The organism is Paenibacillus dakarensis (assembly GCF_001373415.1).
GTDB lineage: Bacteria > Bacillota > Bacilli > Paenibacillales > Paenibacillaceae > Paenibacillus_AQ > Paenibacillus_AQ dakarensis.
Map to the genome: position 1 here is coordinate 1 of NZ_CDSE01000056.1, position 25,564 is coordinate 25,564.

Consider the following 25,564-nt stretch of genomic DNA (forward strand, 5'->3'; position numbering starts at 1 on the left):
CCCCGCCTCTATGTATAGAGGCGAGGCTGAACCCGCGGTACCACTCTAATTCATTTTATACAAAATGATCTTCTTCGATGGCCATCACCATCTATCCCTGTAACGGTGGAATTCCGGCTAACCCTACATGATCAGGCAGCTGTTCATAGACGAGTTCAAAGGGAACGACATTACCGTTTCGCACCTGCCAACGGCTCTCTGAAAAGTCACTTCACTTCTACTATTTCTAATCAACACATTTGAGTATGAAACTTGATAATATCTTAGGGAATGAACCTTGTTTTGTCAACCCTTATTTTTCCATACTTTACATCGTACTGAACTTTTATAACAAGCCGGATTTCTTCACATTGGCGAGAAAATCCTGAAATTCAGGGATATTCAATTGCTGCGCCGCATCAGACAGTGCCGTTGCTGGATCCGGGTGAACCTCTACCATAACTCCGTCTGCACCAGCTGCCAGAGCAGCCCTGGCACAAGGGGCCAAAATGTCTTTGCGGCCTGTTGAATGCGTTACATCAACCAGAACCGGAAGATGCGTCTCCTGCTTCAAAATCGGTACTGCTGAAATATCGAGTGTATTTCTTGTAGCTTTCTCATAAGTCCGGATTCCGCGTTCGATCAGCATCACTTGCGTGTTGCCACGAGATACAATGTACTCCGCCGCATGAACGAATTCATCGATGGTGGCTGCAAGTCCGCGCTTGAGGAGAATCGGTGTATTCACATCCCCTGCTGCTTTCAGCAGTTCAAAGTTCTGCATATTTCTTGCGCCGATTTGGATGACATCGATATATTCACAAGCCAGCTCAATATGGGCTGGATCTACGATTTCACTGATGGTCTTCAGACCGAATTCAGAAGCGACTTCTTTCAGAATTTTAAGTCCCTCTACACCTAAACCTTGGAAATCATAAGGTGAGGTTCTTGGCTTGAACGCTCCTCCGCGCATCACTGTAATACCCGCTTCCTTCAATGCAGCAGCAACCTGGCGAACCTGCTCATAGCTTTCAACCGAGCAAGGGCCTGCGATCATTACCGGTTTGCCGCCGCCAACAATGGTGTCACCAAGTTTGATAAGCGTATCTTCCTGCTTCTTTTTACGGCTGACGAGCAATTGCTTCTTCGTATCCACCTGCTGCAATTTGAGCGATGCTTGAAAAATCTGCTTGAACAAATGACGTACGGTCTCGTTATCAAACGGACCTTTATTTTGCTCAATTAAGGCATCCAGCATTTTTTTCTCCCGTACCGGATCAAAATCCGGAACTCCCTGCTTCTGCTTCTCCTGGCCAATCTCCTGCGCGATTCTTGCCCGCTCCGACAACAATCCGAGCAGTTCATTATTCACCGAATCCAATTGGGATCTTAATTCCTGCAGACGTCCTCCCTGACTCATACCTGATCTCTCCTTTTTATATCGTATTTATAAACAAAAAAGACCCCCCGCCCGCAAAGGGACGAGGAGTCGTGGTACCACCCTAATTAGATACGCTAAAAAAAAGAAAACATATCTCACTTGAACCTTTTAACGCAAGGGCTTCGGGCAATCCTACTTCTTGCACCACAAGTGCAAGCGTTCAAATGCCAGCTCCGGAATGAACTTCAGCGAAGAACCTTAACCCCGGGAGCTCTCAGTCGGTGGCTGCCCTTTCCTGTCAGGAACGCTCTTTCGCTTACTCTTTCCTTCATCGCTTGTATTTCATTTCGTTTTGAATTATTTAAATTTCATTCTATTACAATTACCAGGTAGTTGGCAAGAACATTATTTAGAGCTTGGGTAACTCGATGCAGACCGTTAAACCTTCAACCGATAAATCGCCTTGTTCTCCAATCCTCGAATCATAGGGGTCCATGGTTCTGTTTCAACCGTCGTATCCAAGGCATCCTCAACCATCTGAAGCTTGGCATCCAGATTGTCAATGTGATGCAGTGCAACCGCCTCAGCTGTCTGAGGCTGTACCGGACTTCCCCATTCTCCTAAATTATGATGGGACAGGACCAAATGCTGTAATCCAAGAATGAGATCAGAATCAAGGGGAATGTCATGCTTAAGTGCTGCTTCAACAATCCAATTACTAGCCAGAACAATATGTCCAATCAGCTTGCCTTGATTACTGTAATCGGTGACGATCCCCATCTGGGCAATCATCTCTTCCGGCTTTGCTATATCATGGAGAATAATCCCCGCCTTCAATAAATCCGGATTCAGGAACGGTCTTTGCTTACAGATGAAATCACCAATCTCCAGCATACGGACGATATGATAGGCTAGACCGGCAAAATAAGCGTGGTGAAAGGTTTTAGCAGCCGGATAATGCATCAGCTTATCCTCTACCTTGGACACGCAATACTGTACGATGCTTCGCACCTGAGGATTCATAATCTCATTCATTGTCAGTTTAATCGTATGCAGCAAATCTACGGGACGAATCGGAGCTGACCTCACAAAGTCTGTTAAGGAAACGCCATCCGCATCCGTTGCCTTACGAATTCGATTGATTTTAACTTGAGGCATGTCGCGGTAGCTTTGAACGATCCCCTGGATTTTTACCAGCTGCATGGGAAGAAACGTCTCTTTATCCTGAGTGGACACGTCCCAATACTTCGCTGAGATTTGACCACTGGAATCCGAAAGTATGATATCAAAATAATCTTTAGGCGGTGTGCCATTGGTCTGTCTAAGATTCAGTTCTTTCAATAAATAAAAGCCAACAATTTCATCCTGAATATTCAACTTATTAATCGGTTTCATCGGCTTCCTCCTCCCGAAAACAGTATAGCATACTGTGGGAGTCAGATCAGATGCAGGCAGGCCCGGATAAAGATATTCTTAGAGATTTTGACATATTTCACACTCCCTAAATTCGTTTCTAAAATGTTAAACTAGGATAGTTAGGCCAAATTTATATTAGGAGTATAACAAGTGCGAGCACATCCAATATTTATGCTGCGTATAGCAGGCATTTTAGATGGTATTTCATTACTGGTTTTATTAGGCATCGCAATGCCCCTGAAATATATATGGGGATTCGATGAAGCCGTTTCGATTGCAGGAAGTATACATGGCGGCATTTTCGTAATATATGCATTAGCCATTCTTTATGCTGCCCTTCGTGTGAAATGGAGCTTACTGTGGCCTGCAGCCGCATTATTAGCAGCTTTTATCCCTTTCGGCAATTTTGTGCTGGATCCGAAGCTGAAGAAGGCGCAGGCTCAGTACGGGCTGAAGCCTTTGAGCATCACCCTGCTTGTATACAGCATCGTATTTTTTTCATTTTTTGATTTATTCTCCCAACTGCCGGTTATGAGCACTTTTGCTGCTTCAGTTGGTGCAAGCTCGTTTGTTGTAGGATTTGTCATCGGGCTGTATTCCTTATCGAATACGTTCGGCAATGTTCTGTCAGGTATTATGACGGACAAGTTCGGTCCTTTCAGGGTTCTCATGATGGGTCTGTTCTTAACAAGCAGCGCACTGCTGCTGTATCATTTCGCCACGGAGCCCGCGATCTTGATTGCCGTTCGCATTATTCACGGTTTCGTCTCAGGTCTGATTGTTCCAGCTGCGTTTACATTCTCAGCGAATACTACAATTCATAATGAGCAAGGAAAAAAATCAGCCCTGACGGGCACGTTTGTTGGACTGGCTGCCATCATCGGACCCGCCTTCAGCGGTATTATGGCAAGCAAAACATCGGTGCCTTTTGTTTTCACATGTGTTGCCGTTATAGGTTTTGTGCTGACGATGGTATCTGCCATGTTCCTTCGCAAGTACATATCCTTAAAGCCTAAGAAGAGTGAAGCTGCTGCACAAACCTTAGGAGGGTTCTTTAACTCAGGTGTCATCAAGGCTTTTGCGGGTGCTTTCTTCCTAATGTTCTCGCAAGGTGTACTTGCTTACCTGCTGCCCCTGCATGTGCAATCACTCGGATATGATTCGAGATTAAGCGGCACCTTAATGAGCACCTTTGGAATCATCGCTGTCCTGGTCTTTGTACTCCCTACAAACCGGATATTCGATCGCGTGGCTTCATCCCTAACCATGGCAATGGGTATCGGTTTCATGGGGCTCAGCCAGCTTCTTATTGGTCAATCCACAACAACATTAGCCCTGTATATCGTCCTGGGTATATATGGCGTCGGATTTGCATTCTTGTTCCCTTCGATTAATACGATGCTGATCAAGGCTACGCCGTCAGAGCTGCGCGGGAAAGCTTATGGGTACTTCTACGCCTTCTTTTCCTTAGGTGTTGTGGCTGGATCATCGGTATTGGGCTGGCTCCCGTTCAGCATTACCGAAGGGTTTTCATTTACAGGAGCTCTTCTTCTGATATTTGCGGCGTTCATCGTTTTTACGAAGCAAGAGCAACCGGCTGGTCAATAAATCATCCTGCATGTATCCACCTTTACAATGATAGCTGTCTACAATTACGGCCTTAGTCCGGAGGAATTCGGAACTAAGGCCGTTTAATCTGTTTGGGGTAATCCCCCTGTTTATATGAACTATCTCTGAGTCGTTAAAGGTTTATGATCATGAAAATTCATTCCGTTAGTCACGGGTTGGACATAGCCCGCACGGATGACAAAATCTCCAAAATGCTCACCGTCGCTACGCTCGGCTGCATAACGGTTAATGATCGGTCTAAGGGTCTCTATTATTTCCTCTTCACCTATATTCTCACGGTACAGCTTGCTTAACCGATCTCCTGAGAAGCCTGCGCCCATATACAAATTGTATTTGCCAGGTGATTTGCCGATGAATGCAATTTCGCCAAGTGCAGGGCGGGCACATCCATTCGGACATCCTGTCATGCGAATATTGATCTCTTCATCACGAAGACCTGCCTGCTCAATGATCGGTTCAAGCTTATCCAGAAGCTTTGGCAGATAACGCTCAGCCTCAGCCATGGCAAGACCGCAGGTCGGAAGTGCAACACAGGATAATGCACTGCGCCGTAACGCTGAATACCGTGCGCCCTCTTCGATGCCATATTCCTTGAGTATCGAGGTTATTTTTTCTTTTGTCCGGGCATTCACGTTCGCGATCACCAGGTTCTGGTTAGCCGTCAGGCGAAAATCTCCCGTGTGGATCTTCGCGACCTCCCGCAGCGCTGTTTTCAGCTTATGATCATCAGAATCGACGATTCGTCCGCTTTGAATATACAGCGTCAAATTCCATTTGCTGTCCTTGCCTTTAGTCCAGCCATAGCGGTCACCTGTATGCTCAAACTTGAATATGCGTGCAGGTTCAAGCTCCCAGCCTAAACGATCCTGAAGTTCATCCACAAACCACTCCAGCCCGTGGCGATCTATCGTGTATTTGAAGCGGGCGTTCTTCCGTACAGAACGGTTACCGTAGTCACGCTGGATCGTAACGGTCTTTTCAGCCAAGTCCAGAATCCTCTCTGGTGTAACAAAACCAATAACACGAGCAAGCTGTGGATACGTGGCTGTGTCTCCGTGCGTCATTCCCATCCCGCCGCCAACGCACACGTTAAATCCGACCAGCCTGAAGTCTTCCACGATAGCAATCAAGCCTAAATCCTGTGAGAAGACATCGATATCATTGGACGGAGGGACAGCGATACCAATCTTAAATTTACGAGGAAGGTATACAGGACCGTAGATGGGTTCTACCTCTGTTGACATACCTGTCTGCTCTATACTATCCACGACTTTCTCGCCATCCAGCCATATTTCATGGTATGCAGGTGTTTTGGGCGCTAAATGTGTTGTAAGCTGTTGTGACCAGTAATAAACCTCGTTATGAATATCCGATTGGTACGGATTCGGGTTACACATCACATTCCGGCTGACATCTCCGCAAGCGGCAAGAGTCGTAAGCAGTGCTTCATTGATTTCTTGGATGGTTTTTTTCAGATTCCATTTCAATACTCCGTGAAGCTGAAAAGCCTGACGTGTAGTAATACGAAGACTGCCTGTGCCGTACTTGTCTGCTAACTCATCCATAACCAGCCATTGTGACGGAGTAGAGACGCCTCCCGGTGTAACAACGCGAAGCATAAACTGATAGTATGGCTCGAGCTTTTGCTTCTGCCGCTCATTCCGGTAATCACGGTCATCCTGCATGTAACTTCCGTGGAACTTTAGAAGACGGTTATCCAGCTCAGGTAACCCACCCGTAATACGGTTAGCCAGCGACTCGGTCAGAGATCCGCGCAAATAATTGCTTTCTTTTTTCAAATGCTCCACATCACTCGGCGGTCCGCCGATTGGCTCTACCTTATGGTTTTCGGTCATATATGTCAGCTCCTTACCCCATGATTTATATATTCCTACTCTATAAAAATGCACGCCTCAAAGCATAATCTCCTATCAGCACGCCTTCAGATGCCTAATATACATCCCGTTGATACCGCCCTTGCCCCTGCAGCTCTTCCAAATACACAGCAGCCGCTTCAGGTGACTTGCCCCCATACTGGCCGATAATGAAAAGTAATGCAGCATGGACATCATGCGCCATATATTTCTCATCACCACAGACGTACATATGTGCACCGTCCTGCAGCCATTCGTACAGCTCCCGGCCATTTTCGAGCATGCGCTGCTGGACATAAACCTTCTCGTCGGTATCTCTGGAAAAAGCCACATCGAGCTTCGTCAATATACCCTCCTGTAACATCCGCTGCCAGTCTGTCTGATACAAGAAGTCGGTTACGAAATGTCTGTCTCCGTAGAACAGCCATGATTTACCCTTGGCTCCGAGCTCTTCACGCTCTTCAAGGAAAGCCCGGAACGGGGCTACACCTGTACCCGGTCCAACCATGATGACCGGCGCATCCGCATTAATCGGTAATTTGAAATTCGGATTCTGCTGTATAAAAATCGGGAGCTGTGCCCCTACTTCAAGCCGTTCGGAAGTATATCCGGAACATACGCCTTTCCGTTCACGGCCATGAGCCTCATATTCTACCTTCCGAATCGTCAGATGCACTTCCTCCGGGTGGGCGTTCAGACTGCTGGCGATTGAATATAAGCGCGGCGGTAGCCTGCGTAATACAGCTGCAAGATCCCCTGCCGTAAAGGTCCACGGTGTATAGTCCCGAAGTAGATCCAGAAAATCCCGACCGTCTATATACTCTTTCATTTTCTCTTTATTTTCCGGCTTCAGGAGTTCTGCCAATTCACTGTTACCTGAAAACGAAATTGTTTTTTCCAGAAGCGGCCTGGTCAAGACGGTAATTTCAAAATGATGAAGCAGTGCATCATAAAGTGAAGAGGTCTCCCCGGACTTACCGATAACAACCGTCTCTTCAAGGTCCCAGCCCAGAAATGAAATGATATCCTGGACTAGAAGCGGATCATTCTGCGAATACACACCGACGGCATCGCCTGGTTCATAGCTCAGACCTGAACCCTCTAGCGATAGCTCTATATGCCTGGTTTCCCGGTCAGAGCCTCTGCCGTTCAGATTCAAATTGTCCAGCACTTCTGCCATAAACGGACGGGACCGCGAGTACTCCGATTGGCCTGGAGCTGTCACAGAGGTCACTGCTGTGCCCGAAACGGTTACTGCTTCCGCAGCAGGGGATGTTCCGGCACTGCTTAGAGCGCCGCTTACGGCATTGATCCATTCAGCTGCTGATTCCTCAAAATCCACATCACAATCCATGCGTTCCACGATCCGCCTGGCACCAAGTTCAGCAAGCCTTGCATCGAAATCCTGGCCTGTTTTGCAAAAGAACTCATAGGATATATCACCAAGCGCCAGTACAGAGAACTTCGTTTCCTCCAGCCTTGGAGCCCGCTTGCTATGTAGAAACTCATAAAATGTTAAGGCATTATCCGGCGGGTCTCCCTCGCCATGAGTACTCACCAGAATAAACAAATAGTGAGCTTTCTTCAGATTATTCGGTTTGTATTGGTTCATTGCTGACAGCGTAACCGTAAAGCCTTGCTCCTTGAGACGGTCAGCAAGTCGTCCCGCCAGTCTTTGCGCATTACCTGTCTGTGATCCGAATAATACGGCCGCTTCCTGCGGAACCTTAGGAGCGACATCCACCACGGCCGGAGTCTCAAGCACGCGCGTTACCGCTAATTCTGACGGGGAGGCTTTCGTATTCGTACCATGGTAAAACGTTAGATACCCGCCTAGCCAACTCAACTGCGCTTGTGTCAACGTGGGGAGCAGCTTGTTAATTAACTCTGCCTGTTCGCTTGTAAACGGGCTGTTCGTCACGTGAAGTTGCAACAACATCCACCTCGCATCAAAATATATTATTCCGACCTAAATACTTAGTTTTAATACATATTCATACTAACTCAGTCTCCTGCAAGGTTCAATGCGTTCTTCGATATTTTTCAGATTTTTTTATCACATACCAAAAAAAACAAGATACCTCCTTATGAAAGGAGGTATCTTGTCTATAAGTATTCCAGCTTATCGAAGACCAGCTTCCCAGCGGGCTATTTCTTCACGGACGCGAGGCGCTACTTCAGTTCCCAGCAGTCTGATCGCCTCCATCACATCAGTATGAGGCATCGTGCCATGCGGCACATGCAAAAAGAATCGCGTAACCCCCACATGCTTGCGAAGATGAATGATTTTATTCGCCACCGTCTCGGGATCGCCAACATATAAAGCCCCTTCAAATTCGCAGGCTGCATCATAATCTGAACGATGATAAGGCGGCATGCCTTTCTCGGCAGCCCTCACATTAGTACGAGCATACGTGGAAGGGAAGAACTTCTCCTTCGCGAGCTCTGTACTCGCTGCTATAAAACCATGGGAGTGAGAGGCAACGGGTAAGCGTGAAGCATCATGCCCTGCCTCAGCTGCTGTCTTCCTGTAGAGCTGAACTTGCGGAGCGAAGTCTAATGGACGAACTCCTCCGATAATCGCCAATACAAAGGGCAAGCCGAGTGAACCCGCACGGATCGCTGACTCCGGACTCCCTGCACTCCCAATCCATATAGGTAATGAATCTTGCACAGGGCGCGGATAAATGCCCAGATTGGGTATTGCAGGTCGATGTTTACCGCTCCAATTCACGATTTCTGACTTCTGGATGGATAATAGCAGTTCTAATTTTTCATCGAACAACGCTTCATAATCCTTCAGATCATATCCGAATAAAGGAAACGATTCTAAAAATGAACCGCGCCCTACCATAATCTCTGCTCGTCCGTTCGAAAGGCCGTCCAGTGTAGCAAAATCCTGAAATACGCGTACGGGATCGGCTGATGACAGGATCATAACCGCACTGGTCAGCCGGATGCTGCTTGTCAAAGCTGCACCCGCCGCAAGAACGACTGCGGGCGACGACGCTGCGTAATCATGCCGGTGATGCTCACCCACACCATAAACGTCCAGTCCAACCTGATCGGCGAGAACCATTTCCTCCACCACTTCACGTAATCGTTCAGCGTGGCTGATTGTCTCTCCTGTCTGAACATCCGGTGTGGTCTCAACAAATGTGCTTATACCAAGCTCCACGCTTTTGTTTCCTCCTTTTTATTCATTGTCCTTATTTTCTAATTATGTGTGGTGAATTATTCAACAGAATAAATAACCAGTGCACAATACGCCTGCAAGATGCTCATTTATGAACCATTCCATTCAACTTATAGGGCGTATGAACCAGGAGAAATGAGTGATTGAGACATCCTTTCGTTTCCTATAAAATAAGGTAAATATGCGCTTGAAATAATTGGAAGGAGGGTGCGGCTTGTCATCATCTGTATCAATTCAGTTAACAGCACAGGAAATGGTATTTCTCCTCCAGTTGTTGGAGTTCCCGGAAGCGGAGAGGCTCGCACTCGAGTTTAGAGCATTTGAAGAAGCGGCTGTTTCCGCGGATTATGAGAGGATAAAGCGCCAACTGAAGGAGGCGGGGCTGATATCTTTGGATAACCAACGCATCACTCTAGAATTAAGCCTCCTGGAGCTGCTTCAAGCCTGTAAATTCAGCAGCGCTGCAGTACGCCTTGAATCCTCCTGCCCGGTTGGAAATACGTGCATTACATACGGTTTTGTGTCTGCATCCGGTGTTACTGAAATCAGATGGGCTTCAGATTCCGGAGAGGTTCATATCACCTCCCTGGAAAGCGGGCTGGAAGAACTGCTAACCAGAATGGGCACAGAACTTGAACTGCCTGTGACAACAGAGTCTTCAGATCGGATCCAGCTTCATGCAGAGACTTTTCAGCGGCTGTATACTAATCTGGTTTGTCCGGATCAAGAAATATTACGGACCATATTGGAGAAGGACAACCTGCTTAATACTCAAGCCGGGTCCGCATTATATTCATCGTTACTTACACTGGGGCACTGGGGAACTTATCAGGTATCCATCCGCGGAGTTGATATTCATTCCAATACCATGAGATTTATGGGAGGCCCGGAAGGACTTTGGGTGTTTATAGAGACTACAGCTGAACCTGTTCACGGCTTCCGGATTACAGAGACCGAACTTATTCAAAGTTTCTATGCAGCAGTCCATAGTACCTTATCGATATTGACGCCATAGTCAAACCAGTCTTTTAATGAAGGAGGCAATTATGAGCAGAATAGTGATGACCTCCGCCTACTTGAATACGCTCGTTCAGCAGCTCGAGCAGGCGGCGAACCAGCTTCAACAGGTAGATTCAGCGCTTCAGCATGCCATTCAGAGTGCTGCATGGCAGTCGTCAAGCCGTCAAAATATTATGGCTCTGTACTCCGGTCATCAGCGGAACTTTCTGACAGCGGCGGTAAATATGCAGGAGCTTGCGGCGTTCGCCAGATCAACGCGAGAAAAATTCGAGCAGGAGGATCAATCCGGAGGAACCTTGGGTATTGCCGGATTCAATCCGATGGCGCCTCTCGACGGTCTTGGCAATATTACCGGAACACTGCTCGGTGGACTTGCCGTAGCACGGCTGGGCTACCGGGTCCAAAACGGATATATGGTCAGACAGCAGCTTGACCGGAGAAGACCGCGAATACTCGTTCGGGATAGTTATGCTTCAGTCCGCTCGAATCCAATCGTGAATGGCAGACCCAGAGGCCACAAGATATACTATCTGGATTCAGTGAGAGCCGCAGTTGCGAATGGAACGGCCTCTCCCAAAATCAAGGAAATCGCCGCGATGGCTGATCCATGGTATGGAGCCAAGTCTGCACTTAAAGACAAACTTGGCTGGGCCAGCGTTGGGATTGACATCTTTACAGACACTAAGGAAAATTTGGACAACAATGCCTCCAGCGATGAAGTAGCGGGAGATATTATCGGGAACGTGATTGTCGGAGGAGCGACCACCGTCGGTGCCACTCTGCTTACCGCTGCGATTATGCCGGCCGCGGCACCTGTTCTGGCCGTAGGAGCGGTAGGTTTTGGAGTATCGGTAGGTCTGACTTATCTCGCCGAAGGGGTCAAGCTTGATGTTGACCTGGATAATGACGGTCAGGATGACTCCGTTAAGGATATTGTCAAGCACGGGGCCAAGAGAGCTTGGTCGACTGTATCAGGGTGGTTTAAATAAATGGCAGACCAACAACAGTCTAATCACCGAACCCTAGAAAAAAAACGAGCAGCAGGTGACCCGGCCTTTACTGACATACCATATGACAAGAAGGCATTTCGTGCTTATATGACCCTGTATCCCGTGAACGGGATTCGTCTTCAAGCCGGTATTCTGGTGCTGTTCTTTCTAAATGTGTTTCTGGTCATCCCGGTATTCAGCGTTCCCTATGAACCGCTATATGCCTATATCCTGTTTCCACCGCTGCTGGTCATGAACTTATGGGCTTTAGCCCTTATCGCTGCCCCCAGAAGACTGCAGCTGAACTATGTACTGTTTCGCGGAGCGTTCGGTATAGTCTGCATTGTTGGTTTTCTGATCGTTACACAGAAGTTCGCATACAGCATGCTTCAGCTTACATCACCATGGTATGCTATCGTATCAACAGCCATTTTTGGATTTGCATTCTATCAATATGCCCGAAATCATATTCTCAAGCTGAAGGCTCCCTCTTCATCCCAGAAAGAACACAAGACCAGCAGGGGACTCCCCGCTTCAACGCTGGCGATGCTGAGTGGACTTGGCTATCTTACTGCAAACATCTCCCTCATGTTCATCAGCGGAGAGACGGTCACGGTTGTGCTGATGCTCGTCTATGGTATGCTAGCTTTTGTCATGTTTCACTTTATCATGGAGCTTCACCGTTATTATTGGCTCAAGCGAACGGCTTCTGATCCAACAGCAAAAGATGATCAAAGATCGCGGCACTTATAGTAAGGTAAGGAAATATTGCTTTGCGTAAAGGAGGTTTCATTGCCTTGAACAATCCAGATAAACTGCTCCCTAACGGCTCCATTATCCGTCTAAAAGAAGGGAGCAAGAAGCTCGTCATCTACGGACGAAAACAGATTATGCTGACTGAGCCTGTCCGAACGTTTGATTATATCGGGTGCCTGTATCCGGAGGGCTACATTAATCCAGATTATACTTACGCTTTTAATCAGCAGGATATCGAAGAAGTTATCTTCGTTGGCTTCTCGGATGAAGAGGAAGAGCAGTTCGTTTCCAAGCTTGAGCAGGTGTAGCAATGGCTTGCACAAGTCGAAGAATTATAAAAAGACAGCAAAAGGCCATGAGGGTGACCCTCATGGCCTTTTGCATGTCCTCAATGACAGATAACGATCTGTCATTGATTAACGGGACTGGTCTGCGTTCTGAAAACGGGAAGCTGTCTGCTGCAGTCCGGCGCTCGTTTCCTGAAGTCCGTTCAAGTAAGTTTTGACAGAGGCAAGGCTTTCCTGTATGCGCTGGTAAAACTCCCTCTGCCGCTCCCCTTCCCACTTGCCTTCGGATTGCTCAATGATCGTGTTTAGCTGCTGAATAATACTCTGGCCATCCTGTGACGCCCTAATAAAATCACCGGCGATGCGATAAAGCTCGTCTGGCTGAAGATCAATCCGCTGATCCATATCTATTACGGCTCCCTTCTCTGGAACTTTCTGTAATAGATTATATACTGAGCCTCTTTCAAATGCAAAGAGATATAACAATGCATTGTCGATATAATCGGCGCGGTTATGCTATGTAAATCATGCATCCCATCTAACATCTGACATGTTTGCGTTTGAAACCTAGCCGCCTCTTATCGACTGCTTTTTGAATATTTTCGGAGGCGTTTAGGAATTTGCTCTTGTTCTTGTCAGAACGAACCTCTACCGGACCGACTGCCTTTGCAGTCTCGACCGCTTGCTCATGCAGGGCCGTGAAGGAAGTCGCAACAGTGTAGATAAACGTATTCATTGAGTATTTTGTTCGTTCAGGAGAGTCATGAATTGTCTTTTCTGCAGCACGAAGCAAATCTGCAATTTTACATTCAGAAAACTCGTGGTCAGGACGGCTGCCCAACAGCCAGGTATAACAGCTCCAACCCGCCGACATTTTCAAATCCTCGCCGCTTGCAATCCATTGATCGGCAACCTTTTGCGCAATATCCGTTTCAGCCAAAGTCACCGCAACCACATAATCAGACAGCATATAAAAATACGCCCCATCGATCCAACGTTCAAAATCCGCTTCAGTCATAGCCTTCGGATCAGCGATTACACCGGCAAAGTACATCGCATCGTAGTTCCCTGTGGCATAAAGCTGCTCAGCTAAAGGTTGATTATGCTTGATGATTTTGGACATGGGCTTCATAGCTCCTGTAGCCACGCCAAAAAGCGGCTCACGCGCACCATTGGACATATACATTTTTTTAAGTCGTTCCTTGCCGAGATTTTCAAGCTCTTGCATCACGTCTTCAAAATTCATGTGGTAACCCCCCGTTAATTATGTACATACTGCCGCCTCATTCGTTAGGATTGTCGTTCATGTACACCCGAATTACAATGTCTTGATCATGATTGCCGAATCCGGAGCCATACAACGTCAATCCCCCTACGTTAACAGCCCGTTCATCTACCGTGAAACGAAGCGTCCAAAACGGTTCCCACAGCTTGATATCCTCAAGGGTCACCTCCGACATCTGCTCGTCATCCATAAATGTACCCGATGAATCAATACGAATCGTCTTCAATAATCCGTATTGATTGACATTTCGATGCCACCATTCAGGTGTGAATCTCCCCCGTGCAGCTCTCCCGAAGTCCGCCGGACTTGTCCATGTGCCCAGTGAAATACCGTTGAATGTGAACTCAATATCCGAGGGCCAATAATCCCTTAAACCCGGGGCTTCCGAAGCCATCTCCATGGAGATTTCGATAGCGCCCACGCTTTGACCGTCAAGTAAATAGTTAGGCTTTTTGTATTCAACATAGCCACAACCAAACCAAAGAATGGCCGCGTTAACCCGCTCTGGATCAAGAAAGTATCGCGGGTCGTCCCATACACCTATTTCTTTCTCGCGCGTACCAAGCCCGCACGTAGGATGGACTTCAAAAGCGGTGTAATGTCCGACCGAAATACTCTGTTCTTTGAGCTTCGCGGATTGGTTGGTAAAAGGCAGCTCAATTTCGATGTTTTGGGGTTGAAGGAAACACATTTTGTGCGTTCCCCCTCTCAGCCGCACCCTGTGACTCCCAATGAGCCCGGCTTGTTCAAGTTTTCGGATGTGCATGGTGACGATCGAGGGGCTGAGTTCCAACCGATTTGCAATATCCTTCACATTCATCTCACGATCGGCAATGAGATTCATAATTTTCCATCTGACTTCACTGGCCAACGCTTCGTATATCGGTATATATTTCGGTTCCCCGTTTGCTTTGATGATCATCATAATCTCCTGACCGGATGGATTTATTGAATTCGCATATATGTTAATTTAAAAGATTTAACATGAAGCTTCAAGCCTAATCCATTGTCAGGCTTTAAACAATGGTGTTTAATTTTCTTATCTACTAACGATTGGATTTATATACATATGAATTTATAAAAGAGGTGGGCCTATGAAATACAATAACCCGGTCATCAAAGGGTTTTATCCCGATCCCAGTGTATGCAAAGCAGAAAATACCTATTATCTGGTATGCAGCTCCTTTCAGTACTTCCCCGGCGTTCCAATTTTCGAAAGCAAGGACCTGATTAACTGGAAGCCAATCGGACATTGTCTCACCAGAGAGAGTCAGATTCAGCTCGGCAGGGTTGACAGTTCCGGCGGAGTTTTCGCTCCCACGATCCGGTACAACAACGGGAGATTCTACATGACCACGACGAACAATAGCACTCATCAAAATTTCTATGTATGGACCGACGATATTTATGGTGAATGGTCCGAGCCAATTCATGTGGATCAGGGAGGAATCGATCCTGATTTGTATTTTGAAGACGGAAAGGTCTTCTTTATGAGCAACGGGAAAGACGATAACGGGATCGACGGAATTGTTCAGTGTGAAATAGATATTGAAACCGGAGTCAAACTATCGCCCAGCCATTCGATTTGGCAAGGAACTGGCGGACGATATTTGGAAAGCCCGCATATGTATAAAATCAATGGTCTGTATTACCTCATGGCATCTGAAGGCGGGACCGAATATGGCCATATGGTCACTTACGCTCGGGGAGATTCTATCTCCGGCCCGTTCGAAGCCTATCCGAACAATCCCGTACTGACCAATCGCAATCTGGGCGGGTATGAGCTGCAAGGGGTAGGTCATGGCGATCTCATTCAAGATAACGACGGAAATTGGTGGATGCTCCATCTGGGCTTCCGTCAAATCGGACGATGGCTTACCTTTCACCACTTAGGCCGTGAAGTATTCCTGACTCCGATTACCTTCGGCGAGGACGGTTGGTTTACAGCAGGACATAACGGCACTACCCTTACGAGTTTTGAGACCGATCGTATTTCGGATGAGATCCTTCAGCAGGAGAAAAAGATCTATACCTTCGAAAACACCGATTGGAAGCTGGATTGGTGTTATCTTCGTCATCCGGCTTACGAACATTATTTGCTGAGACCTGACACGGTAACACTTAAAGGAACCGAAGTAACACTGGATGCTGCAGCATCTCCTACATTTATCGGAATTCGCCAAAGGAACTTCAGCGCTGAAATCTCTTGCGATGTACAGCTTACAAATGGAGAAGCCGGCTTCACACTCTATATGGATGAAAATCATCATTATGATTTAGCTGTATGTAAAGATGAGCATGGATATAAAGTGATTGAGCGTCTGAATATCGGAGATATTAAATCAATTGAACATAAGGTAGACCTTGGAAGCAATAACCATGCTGCTTTGATTATCCGGGCAAGTCATGAGCGCTATAGCTTCTTCATTCACGCAGACGGACAGGACATCCCCTTAGGTACAGCCCAAACGAGATACCTTTCCACAGAAGTTGCAGGAGGATTTACAGGCGTACTCATCGGTTTATATGCTTGCGGAGAAGGCTCTATGGCTGAGTTTTCAAAGTTTAAGTGCGTTTATCATTGATGGTAATCCGCAATTATGCATGTCGTTCCGAAAATAAAAATCAGCCTCTACTTTATTAAAGTAGAGGCTAATTGTTTATTATCTTCGATGGTAAGACCCGGAACTACATTATATTCATTAATTTCACTTGTCAGTCCTCTACTCACCGATTTTATTTTTCCAAAAGCAATTTCAATATCATAAAATTTTAAAAATTCACTCTATGACCGTGTCTAACTTTTTGGGGCCACTTCAGTAATACATGGTTCTTTTATAATTTGTTATTTTACGATGACCTTGGTAGGAGCACTGCGATTTCCGGCAGCGTCTGTAGCATAAACAGTAATACTCTTTTTCGCTTTCTGTGCCTTAATAGCTACCGAGAAATTTCCACTTTTATTCGCAGTGGCTTTTCCAAGCAGTGTTTTGCCGCTGTATACTGTAACCGTTGAAGATGCCTCGGCTTTGCCCGTAACCTTGGTTGATTTACTGGTTAATGTGTTCACTTTAGGTGCTGCCGGTGGAGTCAGTTCTCGCATTCTCAGGCTGTAAGCTCCCGTGTGGGACCCATATTTTTTCACCTTAACATAATAGGTACCTGGTTTGAGTTGGAACTTCTGAGTGACTTTTTTCGGGTCTGCATCACTGGCGAAATAAATATCATTTTTGTACAGCTCCGTTACACCATCACTTGCCAGGAGATAAATAAGGACCTCATTGATCTGTGAAGTGAAATCCAATTTTACCGGACCAGCTTTCGGTACCGTCAATTTGTACATGTCCACATCGTCCGACCAGGAGATCCAGCCTTTCATCAACTGATTTGTCAACTTAATCGGCTGCGCCTTTTCCTTGGTGTCGTTTGACTCTGCGTCATTTCCGTTATAGGCTTTATAGTTAACTTTTAAAGTGTATTTTCCAGTGTACGAGCTATATTTCTTGATTTTGACGTAGTAAGTACCCGCCTCGAGATCAAAGGATCCATTCCACTTTTTCGGTTCTTTGGCACTTCCAAAGAATAAATCGGCTTTATTGATTTCACTCGTACCATCCGTATCCAGCAGATAGACCAAAACTTCATTGATTTGCGAGAAGACTTCCAAATCAACTTGCCCAGCCTTCGGCATGTGGAATCGATACACATCTATCTCGTCTGATTCGGATATATATCCTGTCAGAGCTTTACTGTTAGCCTGTAGGACCTGTGCCCGTTCGGTGTTGTTGTTCGGCTCCGCATCATTCCCTTTAGCCGGCGTATGAGAAGCTTTCACCGTGTATGCTCCGGTATCTTTACCGTATTTCTTTACTTTAAAATAATAGGTTCCTGCTTCCAAATCGAGTGAGCCCGTCCATTTTTTCGGTTCATCTGGATTCCCGAAAAACAGGTCCTTCTTAACGATTTCAGTCGTCCCATCGTCATCCAAGATATACAGTAAGACCTCATTAATATATGAAAGGACCTCGAAATCTACTTGGCCGGCTGATGGTACATCCATTCGATAAACATCTATCGAATCAGATGCGGAAATAAAACCTTTCTGGACTGTTCCTTTCAAATTCAGAAGCTGTGCTGATTCAGCGCTATCATTCGGTTCGTTATCCTGGTTGTTAGCTGCTGTATGGGTAAGTTTAAGTGAATACGTCCCGGTATGATCTCTATACTGTTTAACTTTGATATAGTATGTACCTGCTTCGAGATCCAGCCATGTGTCCCATTTCTTCGGCTCGGCTTCGCTTCCGAAATAGAGATCTTTTTTAGCAAGCTCTGTTGTTCCGTCGGATGCCATTACATAGAACAAAGCCTCATTGATTTCTGAAAACACTTCCAGATTTACACGTCCCGCTGAAGGAACTATAAATGAATACTGATCCAGCTCTTTGCCTGTGCCTGTGATGGAACCGGTTATTTTGTTATTGAATGATAACATTTGGGAACTGTCCGCCGAAACAAATGAGCTTGGCAATATGCTGAATACTAATAGTAAAGATAGTAACAAACTCGATAACGATTTCTTCATCTGATTTCTCTCCTCTTTGATGTACAATATTGTTTTTCGAAGTGCTGAGTAGTGCAATAAATTCCCCCTCATAAATTAGAAAGTTCCAGTCCAAAAATAAAAAAATAATAAGAAAATTAACATGTTTGGCAACATCTTGGTTTCTCAAAGAACCACTTAGGCATTTAAGACTAAGTCTATCAACTTATTTCAAATCCCATATTCAAGCATGTAATTATATATTCCTATCCAGGACTGGTTCAAAAGATATAAACGCATGAAAATTATAGTACAAAACACAAAAAAGAACAATTCAATAATGAGACATTAATCATAGCGATCAATAACAATACCTGTCCTGTGCCTTTGCAAAAAAAGCCGATCTTTAGCATACGAAAATCATGCTAAGATCGGCCTTCATCGTATAAGCATCAAAAATTGTTATTTAATCACTACATATTCCAGTCCTACGAGTTTGGCATAGGTTTCAATTTGGTCTGTTGTCAAATTCAAAGAAACCACAGTATGGTGACCTCCGCCATTTTCAATCCAGGCCTTCACTCCATCCTGGAAATTCGGCTTAACATTCCAAAGCACCCGAGCTACAGGAAGTTTTGGTGCTGGTACGCTCGGCTCGAAAGCGGAAACCTCATTGATCAGAAGCTTGTAATGTATACCGAAGTCTGCCATTGAAACGACTACACCGTCTCCTGCCTTGCCGTCAAACACAAGACGGGCTGGATCCTCGCGATCGCCTATTCCGAGCGGGGAGACAACCACTTTAGGTCTGTTCCCAGCCAGGGTAGGATCCACTTCCAGCATATGCGATTGAAGGATCGATTCTTGTCCAGCTGCTAACTCGTAAGTGTAGTCTTCCATGAATCCCGTGGATTGGTTATGGCTCATCACTTTCAACAGCCGGTCAAGTGCAGCCGTCTTCCAGTCCCCTTCCCCTGCAAAACCGTATCCTTGTGCCATCAGCCGCTGAACCGCAAGGCCGGGGAGCTGCTTCATGCCATAAAGATCTTCGAAGTTGGTCGTGAAGGCATTATAGCCGCCCTGATCCAGGAATCGTTTAATAGCGATTTCATAGCTCGCTTGTACTTTAACGCTGGCTTCCCAAGCTTCTTTGCTGTATGTTCCATAGTCAAATTCATAGAGCTCAGCATATTCCTTAAACAAGGAATCGACTTCTTCATCCGTAACCGCGTTCACGTATTGAACGAGATCTCCGATTCCAAAGTAGTCTACCGTCCAACCGAATTGAATTTGAGCCTCTACCTTATCGCCTTCGGTAACTCCAACATTACGCATGTTGTCACCAAAGCGGGCGACTTTAATATTAAAGCTTTCATTGTATGCAACCGCCACATCCATCCAATCTGCAATTTGCTGCTGTACTTCCGGATGCTTCCAGTACCCTACAACAATTTTGTTATTCTTTTTAAGTCTTGCATTGATAAAACCATATTCACGATCGCCGTGAGCTGCCTGGTTCAGGTTCATGAAGTCCATATCGATCGTAGCCCAAGGAATGCTTTCATTGTACTGTGTCGCCAAATGAAGCAAAGGCTTCTGCAAAAGCTTTGTTCCGCGAATCCACATCTTTGCCGGCGAGAACGTATGCATCCAGGTTATGACACCAGCAACTTCGTCACGATAGTTGACTTCCTTCATGATGCTTGTGATTTTATCCGCGCTAACGGCCAGATCTTGGAGAACAAGCGGATAGGGCAAAACTCCGCTTTCATTCAACGCGTCGATCATGACTTGCGCATGGGCTTTAACTTCCGATAGTGCCTCTTCCCCGTAAAGATGCTGTGAACCTACGACAAACCAGAATTCTTTCGCTCCCGTTGACATGATGATCATCCTCTTTTCTGTAATTTCTTACTTTTGTCCGTAATAGGCATTTTTTCCGTGCTTCCGTAAGTAATGCTTATCCAAAATGCGCTGCGGCAGCTCTTCAGCAAAATGATTCAATTCCCTTGCAAACAAGTTCATCTTGCAAACCTCCTCCAGCACGACGCTGTTCATAACCGCAGATTTGGCATCCTTCCCCCAAGTGAACGGTGCATGGCCATGAAGCAGGATACCGGGAACAGCCAGAACATCCAAACCGCGCTCTTCAAACGTTTCGATAATAACGCGTCCGGTTTCCGTTTCATAACCTCGATCGATCTCCTCCTGAGTTAGAAAACGGGCACAAGGCACCGAGCCGTAAAAAGTATCTGCGTGCGTAGTCCCCATCACAGGAACATCCAGACCAGCCTGTGCCCAAACGGTCGCCCAGGTGGAGTGAGTATGCACGATTCCTGCAATTTCCGAAAAATGCTTATATAATACTGCATGGGTTGGTGTGTCCGAGGAAGGTCTGAGTGTTCCTTCCACCACATTTCCATCAAAATCAACAACCACCATATCGTCAGGCTTCATTTGCTCATAATCTATGCCGCTCGGTTTAATCACAAACAAACCGCTTTCCCGGTCAACAGCACTTACGTTTCCCCACGTATATTTCACGAGTCCCTGCTTGGGCAGCTCCAAATTTGCCAGATATACTTCTTCTTTCAGCGCTTCTAACACGTCAATCCCTCCAGTTCTCCACTAGATGCTCTACTGCAGCCTGTTCTATGGTCAGTCCACGTTTGTATCGTTCGATAAACGTTTCAAATCCTTTAACATCGATTTCGTCCGGATCCATTTTCTGTGCCTCAACCTTGTTGAATACGTTTTGATCGAGAAAGTCCTCTAAGCTTGCATGACGCTCATTGGTCGACATGTAAGAGGCCAGAATCGCCATCCCCCATGCTCCGCCTTCGCCGGCAGTTGGCATCACTGTCACCGGAATATTAAGGGCAGCCGCGGTGATTTTTTGTCCGACTACAGGGGTTTTGAATAAACCGCCATGAGCCAAAATACTGTCTATGGAGACCTTCTCCTGCTGCGTCAAAATATCCATACCGATTTTCAAAGCCCCAAAGGCCGTGAAAAGATGAGTCCGCATAAAATTGGCCAGATTGAACCGGCTTTCAGGTGAACGGACGAATAGCGGACGCCCTTTCTCAAGTCCTGTAATGTATTCGCCTGAGATATAACCGTAACTCAGCAAGCCACCGCCATCCGGATCCGCCTCAAGCGCTTTGTTCAGCATGACGCTAAATAATTTGTCCGCATCTTCCTGATATCCCATCGATTCGGAGAATTCTTGAAATAATCCCATCCAGGCATTGATATCGCTGGAACAGTTATTCGCATGAACCATGCCGACAGGGCTGCCATTTGGCGTTGTGACCAAATCGATTTCCGGATATACCTTGGAAAGCTCCTTTTCCAGCACAATCATGGCAAAAATAGAAGTACCCACAGAGACGTTACCGGTGCGTTTCTTTATACTATTGGTTGCTACCATCCCGGTTCCTGCATCCCCTTCGGGAGGACAGAGCGGAATTCCCGCCTGTAAATCATGCGAAACATCCAGGATGTTAGCCCCCGCTTCGCTTAGCACACCTGCCTGCTCACCAGAGGTATATACTTGGGGCAGGATGTCTTGCAGTTTCCATGGATAACCTTGAGCTGCAACAAGTTCATTAAATTGATTGAGCATCTTCTCGTTGTAATTCCGAGCAGCTTCATCAATCGGGAACATACCCGAAGCATCTCCAATGCCTATTGCCTTTTCCCCCGTCAACAGCCAATGAACGTATCCGGACAAAGTCGTTATATAATCGATCTGGGAGACATGCTCCTCTTCGTTTAAAATGGCTTGATAAAGATGGGCAATGCTCCACCGCTCCGGTATATTAAATTTAAATTGTTCGGTTAACACTTTGGCAGCCGCACCGGCTGTAGCATTACGCCAGGTTCGAAACGGAACCAACAGCTTCCCTGTATCATCGAAAGCCATGTATCCGTGCATCATGGCCGAGAAGCCAATAGAACCAATGTTCTTAATGACAATTCCAAATTTCTGTTCGACTTCCTGCTTCATTTTACTGTAGGCTTCCTGCAGTCCTGTGAGCACATCCGCCAGGCTGTATGTCCAATAGCCATCCTGCAAGCGATTTTCCCATTCGTAGCTTCCTGAAGCTATCGTTTCAAAATGACGATCGATCAACACGGCTTTGATTCGCGTGGATCCGAGCTCGATTCCTAATGAGGTTTCTCCTAATGCAATTGCTTGTCTAATCATTTCATGATTCGCCAATTGAGTTCCCCCTTTCTGATAAACACAAGAACTCCCAAAAAGAATGCGCTTACTTTACTGGCTTTAGTATAATTATATGATCGTACATTTGTCAACAATAATAAAATATGTACATACAAATAATTAAGATGAGAGTATATATTGTCCTCCCTCCTTCATGTTTAGATATAGACTATTTTCATTGTTACAATAAGCGGTTTTAAATTTTCCATACTTATTTTTTTATGATTTGTACGCATAGATTTGCAGCCTTTCCATTCTAAAAAAAGAATGATAAAGTATGTTCAGACAATTTATTAAATATATTGACCAGAAAACGAACAACTTTGAAAGAAGTGGTGAAATTGAAACCAAAGTACCAAGTCATCATAGATGATTTAAAAAGCAAAATTCTTTCGGGCGATTTTAACTTAGGCGAGCAAATTCCTACAGAAGCTACCTTGCAGGAGAAATACAAGGTTAGCCGCCAAACCGTCCGAAAAGCCATTGGGGAGCTATCGAGTGAGGGGTATTTAAGAAGTGAAAAGGGATCGGGTACATTCGTCACGAACCAATATCGCTCGAAATCTGCCATGAAAACCAATAAAAAAACCATTGGCGTCATCACCACCTACATATCGGATTACATTTTCCCTTCCATCATTCGCGGTATCGAAAAGCGTTTGAACGAAGAAAGTTATTCACTCCTGCTGGCCAGTACGGATAACGATGTTTCTCAGGAAAAAAGAGCACTCGAAATGATGCTATCGTATGGTGTAGACGGCCTCATTGTCGAACCAACAAAAAGCAATTTGTACAATCCCAACATCGCTTATTATCTATCGTTTGAAGAGCAGGACGTTCCGCTTATCATGATTAATGCCTATTACGAGGAGCTTGATGTCCCTTTCCTTTGTCTCGATGACGTGCAGTCCAGTTATCTGGCCACCAAAGAATTGATTGGGAATGGTCATACTCAAATCGGCCTGATCTCCAAAACGGATGACCTCCAGGGGAAATATCGGATGAAGGGATATATCAAAGCTCTGAGTGAAGCCAAATTGCAGTTTCGCCCGGGGCAAGTGCTTTCTTTCGATACGGAATCAAAACCTCATCTCCATGATCATTTAAAAGCATTTTTAACTGAAAACAGAAATGACCTAACCGCTTTAGTTTGTTATAACGACGAAGTGGGATTGGAAGTCGTGAATGTATGCAAAGAGCTAGGCATATTAATTCCAGATGATCTATCCATTATTGGACAAGACAACTCTTATATCGCAAAAAATGCAAACATAAGGCTCACAACGTTGACCCATCCATTGGAACAAATGGGCCGCGACGCAGCAGACTGGATCATTATGAAAATTCATGGCAAGAAGGATTTACCTCATAGCACCTATTATCAACCTGTGCTGATCCAAGGCGAAACGGTAGCCAAGAGATAGGCTGGACTTAAACTAAAGAAGCAAGCTCTTGTCCAATTATTTTTGCGGCAAGGGCTTGCTTCTTTTTTTTATTTAAGCTTCTATTCCTATTCACGTTTCACGTTTTCCTATATGATTTTTTCGATATTTAAGCGGCGAAATGTCGTATTTTTGTTTGAACAATCTTGAAAAATAAGGCACCCAATTGTACCCGCAAAGCTCGGAGATTTTTTCGATAGGATAATCGGTTTTAAGCAAGAAATTTCTAGCTTGTTCCAGCCTATATTCTTTCAGGTATTCCATGGGCGTGTACCCGTAATACTGTTTAAAATATTTAGCTAGTGTATTCTCATGCAAATTAAATTTAGCAACTAAAGTCTCATTCGTAATGTCTTCATTAAAATTTCCGCGGATAAATTGTTCAACCTTCTCTGCCATCAAAACACTCGTATCTTTGGCATGGTTTTGTCCATCCAGGAGATTTAATAGAGAAAAGAAACGCTGCTGAATATCCCAAAATGTGATATCGGTATCTTTTCTTGTGGTTCCAACTAATAGATCATGTATATTTTGATAGATATCATCCGTATCCATAATCTTGCTTTTTTTAGAAAGATGAATCGTATGGTATTTATTGTGGAAATGAAGCGAAGGAATCGGAATGTTAGATTCGAGCTGTTTGGCTTGATTACTCTGCTCGTAATTGCCTGTGGTGAAGAAGTGCATCCAATAAAATTGTGTGATTTCATCGGTTGGCTTTAATGGATAATGATGCTTATTAGGCAGCAGCACCAGCATTTCATTTTTCCTCACGGTGTATTCAGCGCCCTCCTCTCCCAAATACAAGGCCCCTTCTTTCACGATAATAATATCAAAATACTTTAAATTCTTTCGGTCAGGATGCATTGTGCCTTTGTCAAACTCTGTTAAATTCCCCTCGATAAATATAGGAAAAGGCGGAACAGCAATCGATATAATCAAGTCATCGTTCATTCAAAATCCCTCCATTTCATAAGATCGTTATATCTATAGGTGAATTAGAAAAAGTGTAAAAGTGTAAAAATCTACTGTAATCGTTTATTCAAATGGCATCGCTTTCATTATATTATAGTAAACAATTACAGTAATTGATTCAATAACAGCCGGCAATTTGATTATTTTCACGAAGAAAGAGAGGTTGCCAAGTGGAAAATAAAAAATTCAGAATTAAATTTTCTTCCAATGGAAAAATATCAGAATTACTTTTGAAGAATGATCCCAACCAAATGAATTGGGTTGTCGATGAGAGTTATCTAGATCAGGTTGATTACAATGATAAGGACAAGTTGTTTGGCAGCTTTTATATTTATATCCATGGTAAGGAATTTGAAAGTGGTAAAATGCATGCAAATTTAAGTCAGTCCAAAGACACGCTAACGGTTTCGTACATGCTGGATGATGTAGAGCTTCTTTTCCATTATGATTTGAGCCGATCGGCCGATTCCTTGTTCTGGACCATTCAATTAATCAATCACAGTCAAAGGGACGTACACATTTCCGATTTTCGAGTTTGGTCCTCTTTTGCCTATATTATGTATC

At 45.2% G+C, this 25,564-nt stretch carries 20 protein-coding genes, 1 pseudogene and 1 other annotated feature; of the genes and pseudogenes, 8 read left to right on the top strand and 13 right to left on the bottom strand.

Going from position 1 to position 25,564, the window contains the following annotated elements:
- Positions 1 to 13: 13 nt before the first annotated feature.
- Positions 14 to 243, bottom strand: a binding site (T-box leader).
- 82 nt (positions 244 to 325) lie between these two features.
- Positions 326 to 1,399 carry a bifunctional 3-deoxy-7-phosphoheptulonate synthase/chorismate mutase gene (locus tag BN1234_RS14785; protein WP_054957436.1) on the bottom strand — a complete coding sequence of 358 codons (1,074 nt, stop codon included), beginning with the start codon at positions 1,397 to 1,399 and terminating at the stop codon, positions 326 to 328.
- A gap of 399 nt (positions 1,400 to 1,798) precedes the next feature.
- Entirely contained in the window at positions 1,799 to 2,755 is a 957-nt protein-coding gene (locus BN1234_RS14790; protein ID WP_054957437.1) for a 3'-5' exoribonuclease YhaM family protein, read from the bottom strand.
- A 171-nt stretch (positions 2,756 to 2,926) separates the two neighbouring features.
- On the opposite strand from BN1234_RS14790, the gene BN1234_RS14795 reads away from it, so the two are divergent.
- The gene (locus BN1234_RS14795; RefSeq protein ID WP_054957438.1) at positions 2,927 to 4,384 is read left to right on the top strand and encodes an MFS transporter; all 1,458 of its coding nucleotides are present in this window, start codon (positions 2,927 to 2,929) and stop codon (positions 4,382 to 4,384) included.
- A gap of 119 nt (positions 4,385 to 4,503) precedes the next feature.
- Here BN1234_RS14795 and cysI read toward each other — a convergent pair whose 3' ends face one another.
- The 3 genes from cysI to BN1234_RS14810 all read right to left on the bottom strand — a co-directional run bounded on the left by cysI (position 4,504) and on the right by BN1234_RS14810 (position 9,457).
- Entirely contained in the window at positions 4,504 to 6,261 is a 1,758-nt protein-coding gene (gene cysI, locus BN1234_RS14800; RefSeq protein ID WP_054957439.1) for an assimilatory sulfite reductase (NADPH) hemoprotein subunit, read from the bottom strand.
- 94 nt (positions 6,262 to 6,355) lie between these two features.
- Positions 6,356 to 8,212, bottom strand: a complete 1,857-nt coding sequence (locus tag BN1234_RS14805) for an assimilatory sulfite reductase (NADPH) flavoprotein subunit (RefSeq protein ID WP_054957440.1) — start codon at positions 8,210 to 8,212, stop codon at positions 6,356 to 6,358.
- Between the two features lie 189 nt (positions 8,213 to 8,401).
- Positions 8,402 to 9,457 (bottom strand): LLM class flavin-dependent oxidoreductase, encoded by a 1,056-nt coding sequence (locus BN1234_RS14810; protein WP_054957441.1) that lies wholly within the window; start codon positions 9,455 to 9,457, stop codon positions 8,402 to 8,404.
- A gap of 232 nt (positions 9,458 to 9,689) precedes the next feature.
- Between BN1234_RS14810 and BN1234_RS14815 the strand changes: the two genes are divergently transcribed.
- From BN1234_RS14815 to BN1234_RS14830, 4 genes are read left to right on the top strand one after another with little or no spacing between them, the layout of a single operon-like run.
- Positions 9,690 to 10,490 carry a hypothetical protein gene (locus BN1234_RS14815; protein WP_054957442.1) on the top strand — a complete coding sequence of 267 codons (801 nt, stop codon included), beginning with the start codon at positions 9,690 to 9,692 and terminating at the stop codon, positions 10,488 to 10,490.
- A 31-nt stretch (positions 10,491 to 10,521) separates the two neighbouring features.
- Complete coding sequence (locus tag BN1234_RS22820) at positions 10,522 to 11,484, top strand: hypothetical protein (protein WP_245640189.1); 963 nt, start codon at positions 10,522 to 10,524, stop codon at positions 11,482 to 11,484.
- Positions 11,485 to 12,237 carry a hypothetical protein gene (locus tag BN1234_RS14825; RefSeq protein ID WP_245640190.1) on the top strand — a complete coding sequence of 251 codons (753 nt, stop codon included), beginning with the start codon at positions 11,485 to 11,487 and terminating at the stop codon, positions 12,235 to 12,237.
- Between the two features lie 44 nt (positions 12,238 to 12,281).
- Complete coding sequence (locus BN1234_RS14830; protein WP_054957443.1) at positions 12,282 to 12,548, top strand: DUF4176 domain-containing protein; 267 nt, start codon at positions 12,282 to 12,284, stop codon at positions 12,546 to 12,548.
- Between the two features lie 108 nt (positions 12,549 to 12,656).
- Here BN1234_RS14830 and BN1234_RS14835 read toward each other — a convergent pair whose 3' ends face one another.
- From BN1234_RS14835 to BN1234_RS14845, 3 genes are all read right to left on the bottom strand, one after another.
- Complete coding sequence (locus tag BN1234_RS14835; RefSeq protein WP_054957444.1) at positions 12,657 to 12,932, bottom strand: WXG100 family type VII secretion target; 276 nt, start codon at positions 12,930 to 12,932, stop codon at positions 12,657 to 12,659.
- Between the two features lie 133 nt (positions 12,933 to 13,065).
- Positions 13,066 to 13,773: a DNA alkylation repair protein gene (locus BN1234_RS14840; protein ID WP_054957445.1), complete on the bottom strand. Its 708-nt coding sequence runs from the start codon at positions 13,771 to 13,773 to the stop codon at positions 13,066 to 13,068.
- Positions 13,774 to 13,810: 37 nt separating this feature from the next.
- Positions 13,811 to 14,731, bottom strand: coding sequence for an ArsR/SmtB family transcription factor (locus tag BN1234_RS14845; RefSeq protein WP_054957455.1), 921 nt, complete (start codon positions 14,729 to 14,731; stop codon positions 13,811 to 13,813).
- Between the two features lie 175 nt (positions 14,732 to 14,906).
- Between BN1234_RS14845 and BN1234_RS14850 the strand changes: the two genes are divergently transcribed.
- Positions 14,907 to 16,397 (top strand): glycoside hydrolase family 43 protein, encoded by a 1,491-nt coding sequence (locus tag BN1234_RS14850; RefSeq protein WP_054957446.1) that lies wholly within the window; start codon positions 14,907 to 14,909, stop codon positions 16,395 to 16,397.
- Positions 16,398 to 16,657: 260 nt separating this feature from the next.
- On the opposite strand, the gene BN1234_RS14855 is transcribed toward BN1234_RS14850, so the two are convergent.
- The 4 genes from BN1234_RS14855 to BN1234_RS14875 form a co-directional block, all read right to left on the bottom strand.
- Entirely contained in the window at positions 16,658 to 18,394 is a 1,737-nt protein-coding gene (locus BN1234_RS14855; RefSeq protein WP_170308055.1) for an Ig-like domain-containing protein, read from the bottom strand.
- 420 nt (positions 18,395 to 18,814) lie between these two features.
- Positions 18,815 to 20,236 (bottom strand): L-arabinose isomerase, encoded by a 1,422-nt coding sequence (gene araA / locus BN1234_RS14865; RefSeq protein ID WP_054957449.1) that lies wholly within the window; start codon positions 20,234 to 20,236, stop codon positions 18,815 to 18,817.
- A 27-nt stretch (positions 20,237 to 20,263) separates the two neighbouring features.
- A complete protein-coding gene (locus BN1234_RS14870; RefSeq protein ID WP_054957450.1) occupies positions 20,264 to 20,959 on the bottom strand; it encodes an L-ribulose-5-phosphate 4-epimerase in 696 nt (231 codons plus the stop codon).
- A 1-nt stretch (position 20,960) separates the two neighbouring features.
- Positions 20,961 to 22,565, bottom strand: a complete 1,605-nt coding sequence (locus BN1234_RS14875; protein ID WP_054957456.1) for a xylulokinase — start codon at positions 22,563 to 22,565, stop codon at positions 20,961 to 20,963.
- A gap of 359 nt (positions 22,566 to 22,924) precedes the next feature.
- Between BN1234_RS14875 and BN1234_RS14880 the strand changes: the two genes are divergently transcribed.
- Complete coding sequence (locus tag BN1234_RS14880; protein WP_054957451.1) at positions 22,925 to 24,007, top strand: GntR family transcriptional regulator; 1,083 nt, start codon at positions 22,925 to 22,927, stop codon at positions 24,005 to 24,007.
- A gap of 90 nt (positions 24,008 to 24,097) precedes the next feature.
- Here BN1234_RS14880 and BN1234_RS14885 read toward each other — a convergent pair whose 3' ends face one another.
- Positions 24,098 to 24,979: a helix-turn-helix transcriptional regulator gene (locus tag BN1234_RS14885; RefSeq protein WP_054957452.1), complete on the bottom strand. Its 882-nt coding sequence runs from the start codon at positions 24,977 to 24,979 to the stop codon at positions 24,098 to 24,100.
- Positions 24,980 to 25,170: 191 nt separating this feature from the next.
- Here BN1234_RS14885 and BN1234_RS14890 point away from each other — a divergent pair.
- Positions 25,171 to 25,564, top strand: a pseudogene (locus BN1234_RS14890) (hypothetical protein); the annotation flags it as partial.

Coding starts and splice junctions, on each gene's coding strand:
- BN1234_RS14850 (WP_054957446.1), top strand. CDS start 14,907: ATGAAATACAATAACCCGGTCATCAAAGGGTTTTATCCCGATCCCAGT.
- BN1234_RS14790 (WP_054957437.1), bottom strand. CDS start 2,755: ATGAAACCGATTAATAAGTTGAATATTCAGGATGAAATTGTTGGCTTT.
- BN1234_RS14875 (WP_054957456.1), bottom strand. CDS start 22,565: ATGATTAGACAAGCAATTGCATTAGGAGAAACCTCATTAGGAATCGAG.
- cysI (WP_054957439.1), bottom strand. CDS start 6,261: ATGACCGAAAACCATAAGGTAGAGCCAATCGGCGGACCGCCGAGTGAT.
- BN1234_RS14835 (WP_054957444.1), bottom strand. CDS start 12,932: ATGGATCAGCGGATTGATCTTCAGCCAGACGAGCTTTATCGCATCGCC.
- BN1234_RS14855 (WP_170308055.1), bottom strand. CDS start 18,394: ATGAAGAAATCGTTATCGAGTTTGTTACTATCTTTACTATTAGTATTC.
- BN1234_RS14825 (WP_245640190.1), top strand. CDS start 11,485: ATGGCAGACCAACAACAGTCTAATCACCGAACCCTAGAAAAAAAACGA.
- BN1234_RS14840 (WP_054957445.1), bottom strand. CDS start 13,773: ATGAATTTTGAAGACGTGATGCAAGAGCTTGAAAATCTCGGCAAGGAA.
- BN1234_RS14785 (WP_054957436.1), bottom strand. CDS start 1,399: ATGAGTCAGGGAGGACGTCTGCAGGAATTAAGATCCCAATTGGATTCG.
- araA (WP_054957449.1), bottom strand. CDS start 20,236: ATGTCAACGGGAGCGAAAGAATTCTGGTTTGTCGTAGGTTCACAGCAT.
- BN1234_RS14885 (WP_054957452.1), bottom strand. CDS start 24,979: ATGAACGATGACTTGATTATATCGATTGCTGTTCCGCCTTTTCCTATA.
- BN1234_RS22820 (WP_245640189.1), top strand. CDS start 10,522: ATGAGCAGAATAGTGATGACCTCCGCCTACTTGAATACGCTCGTTCAG.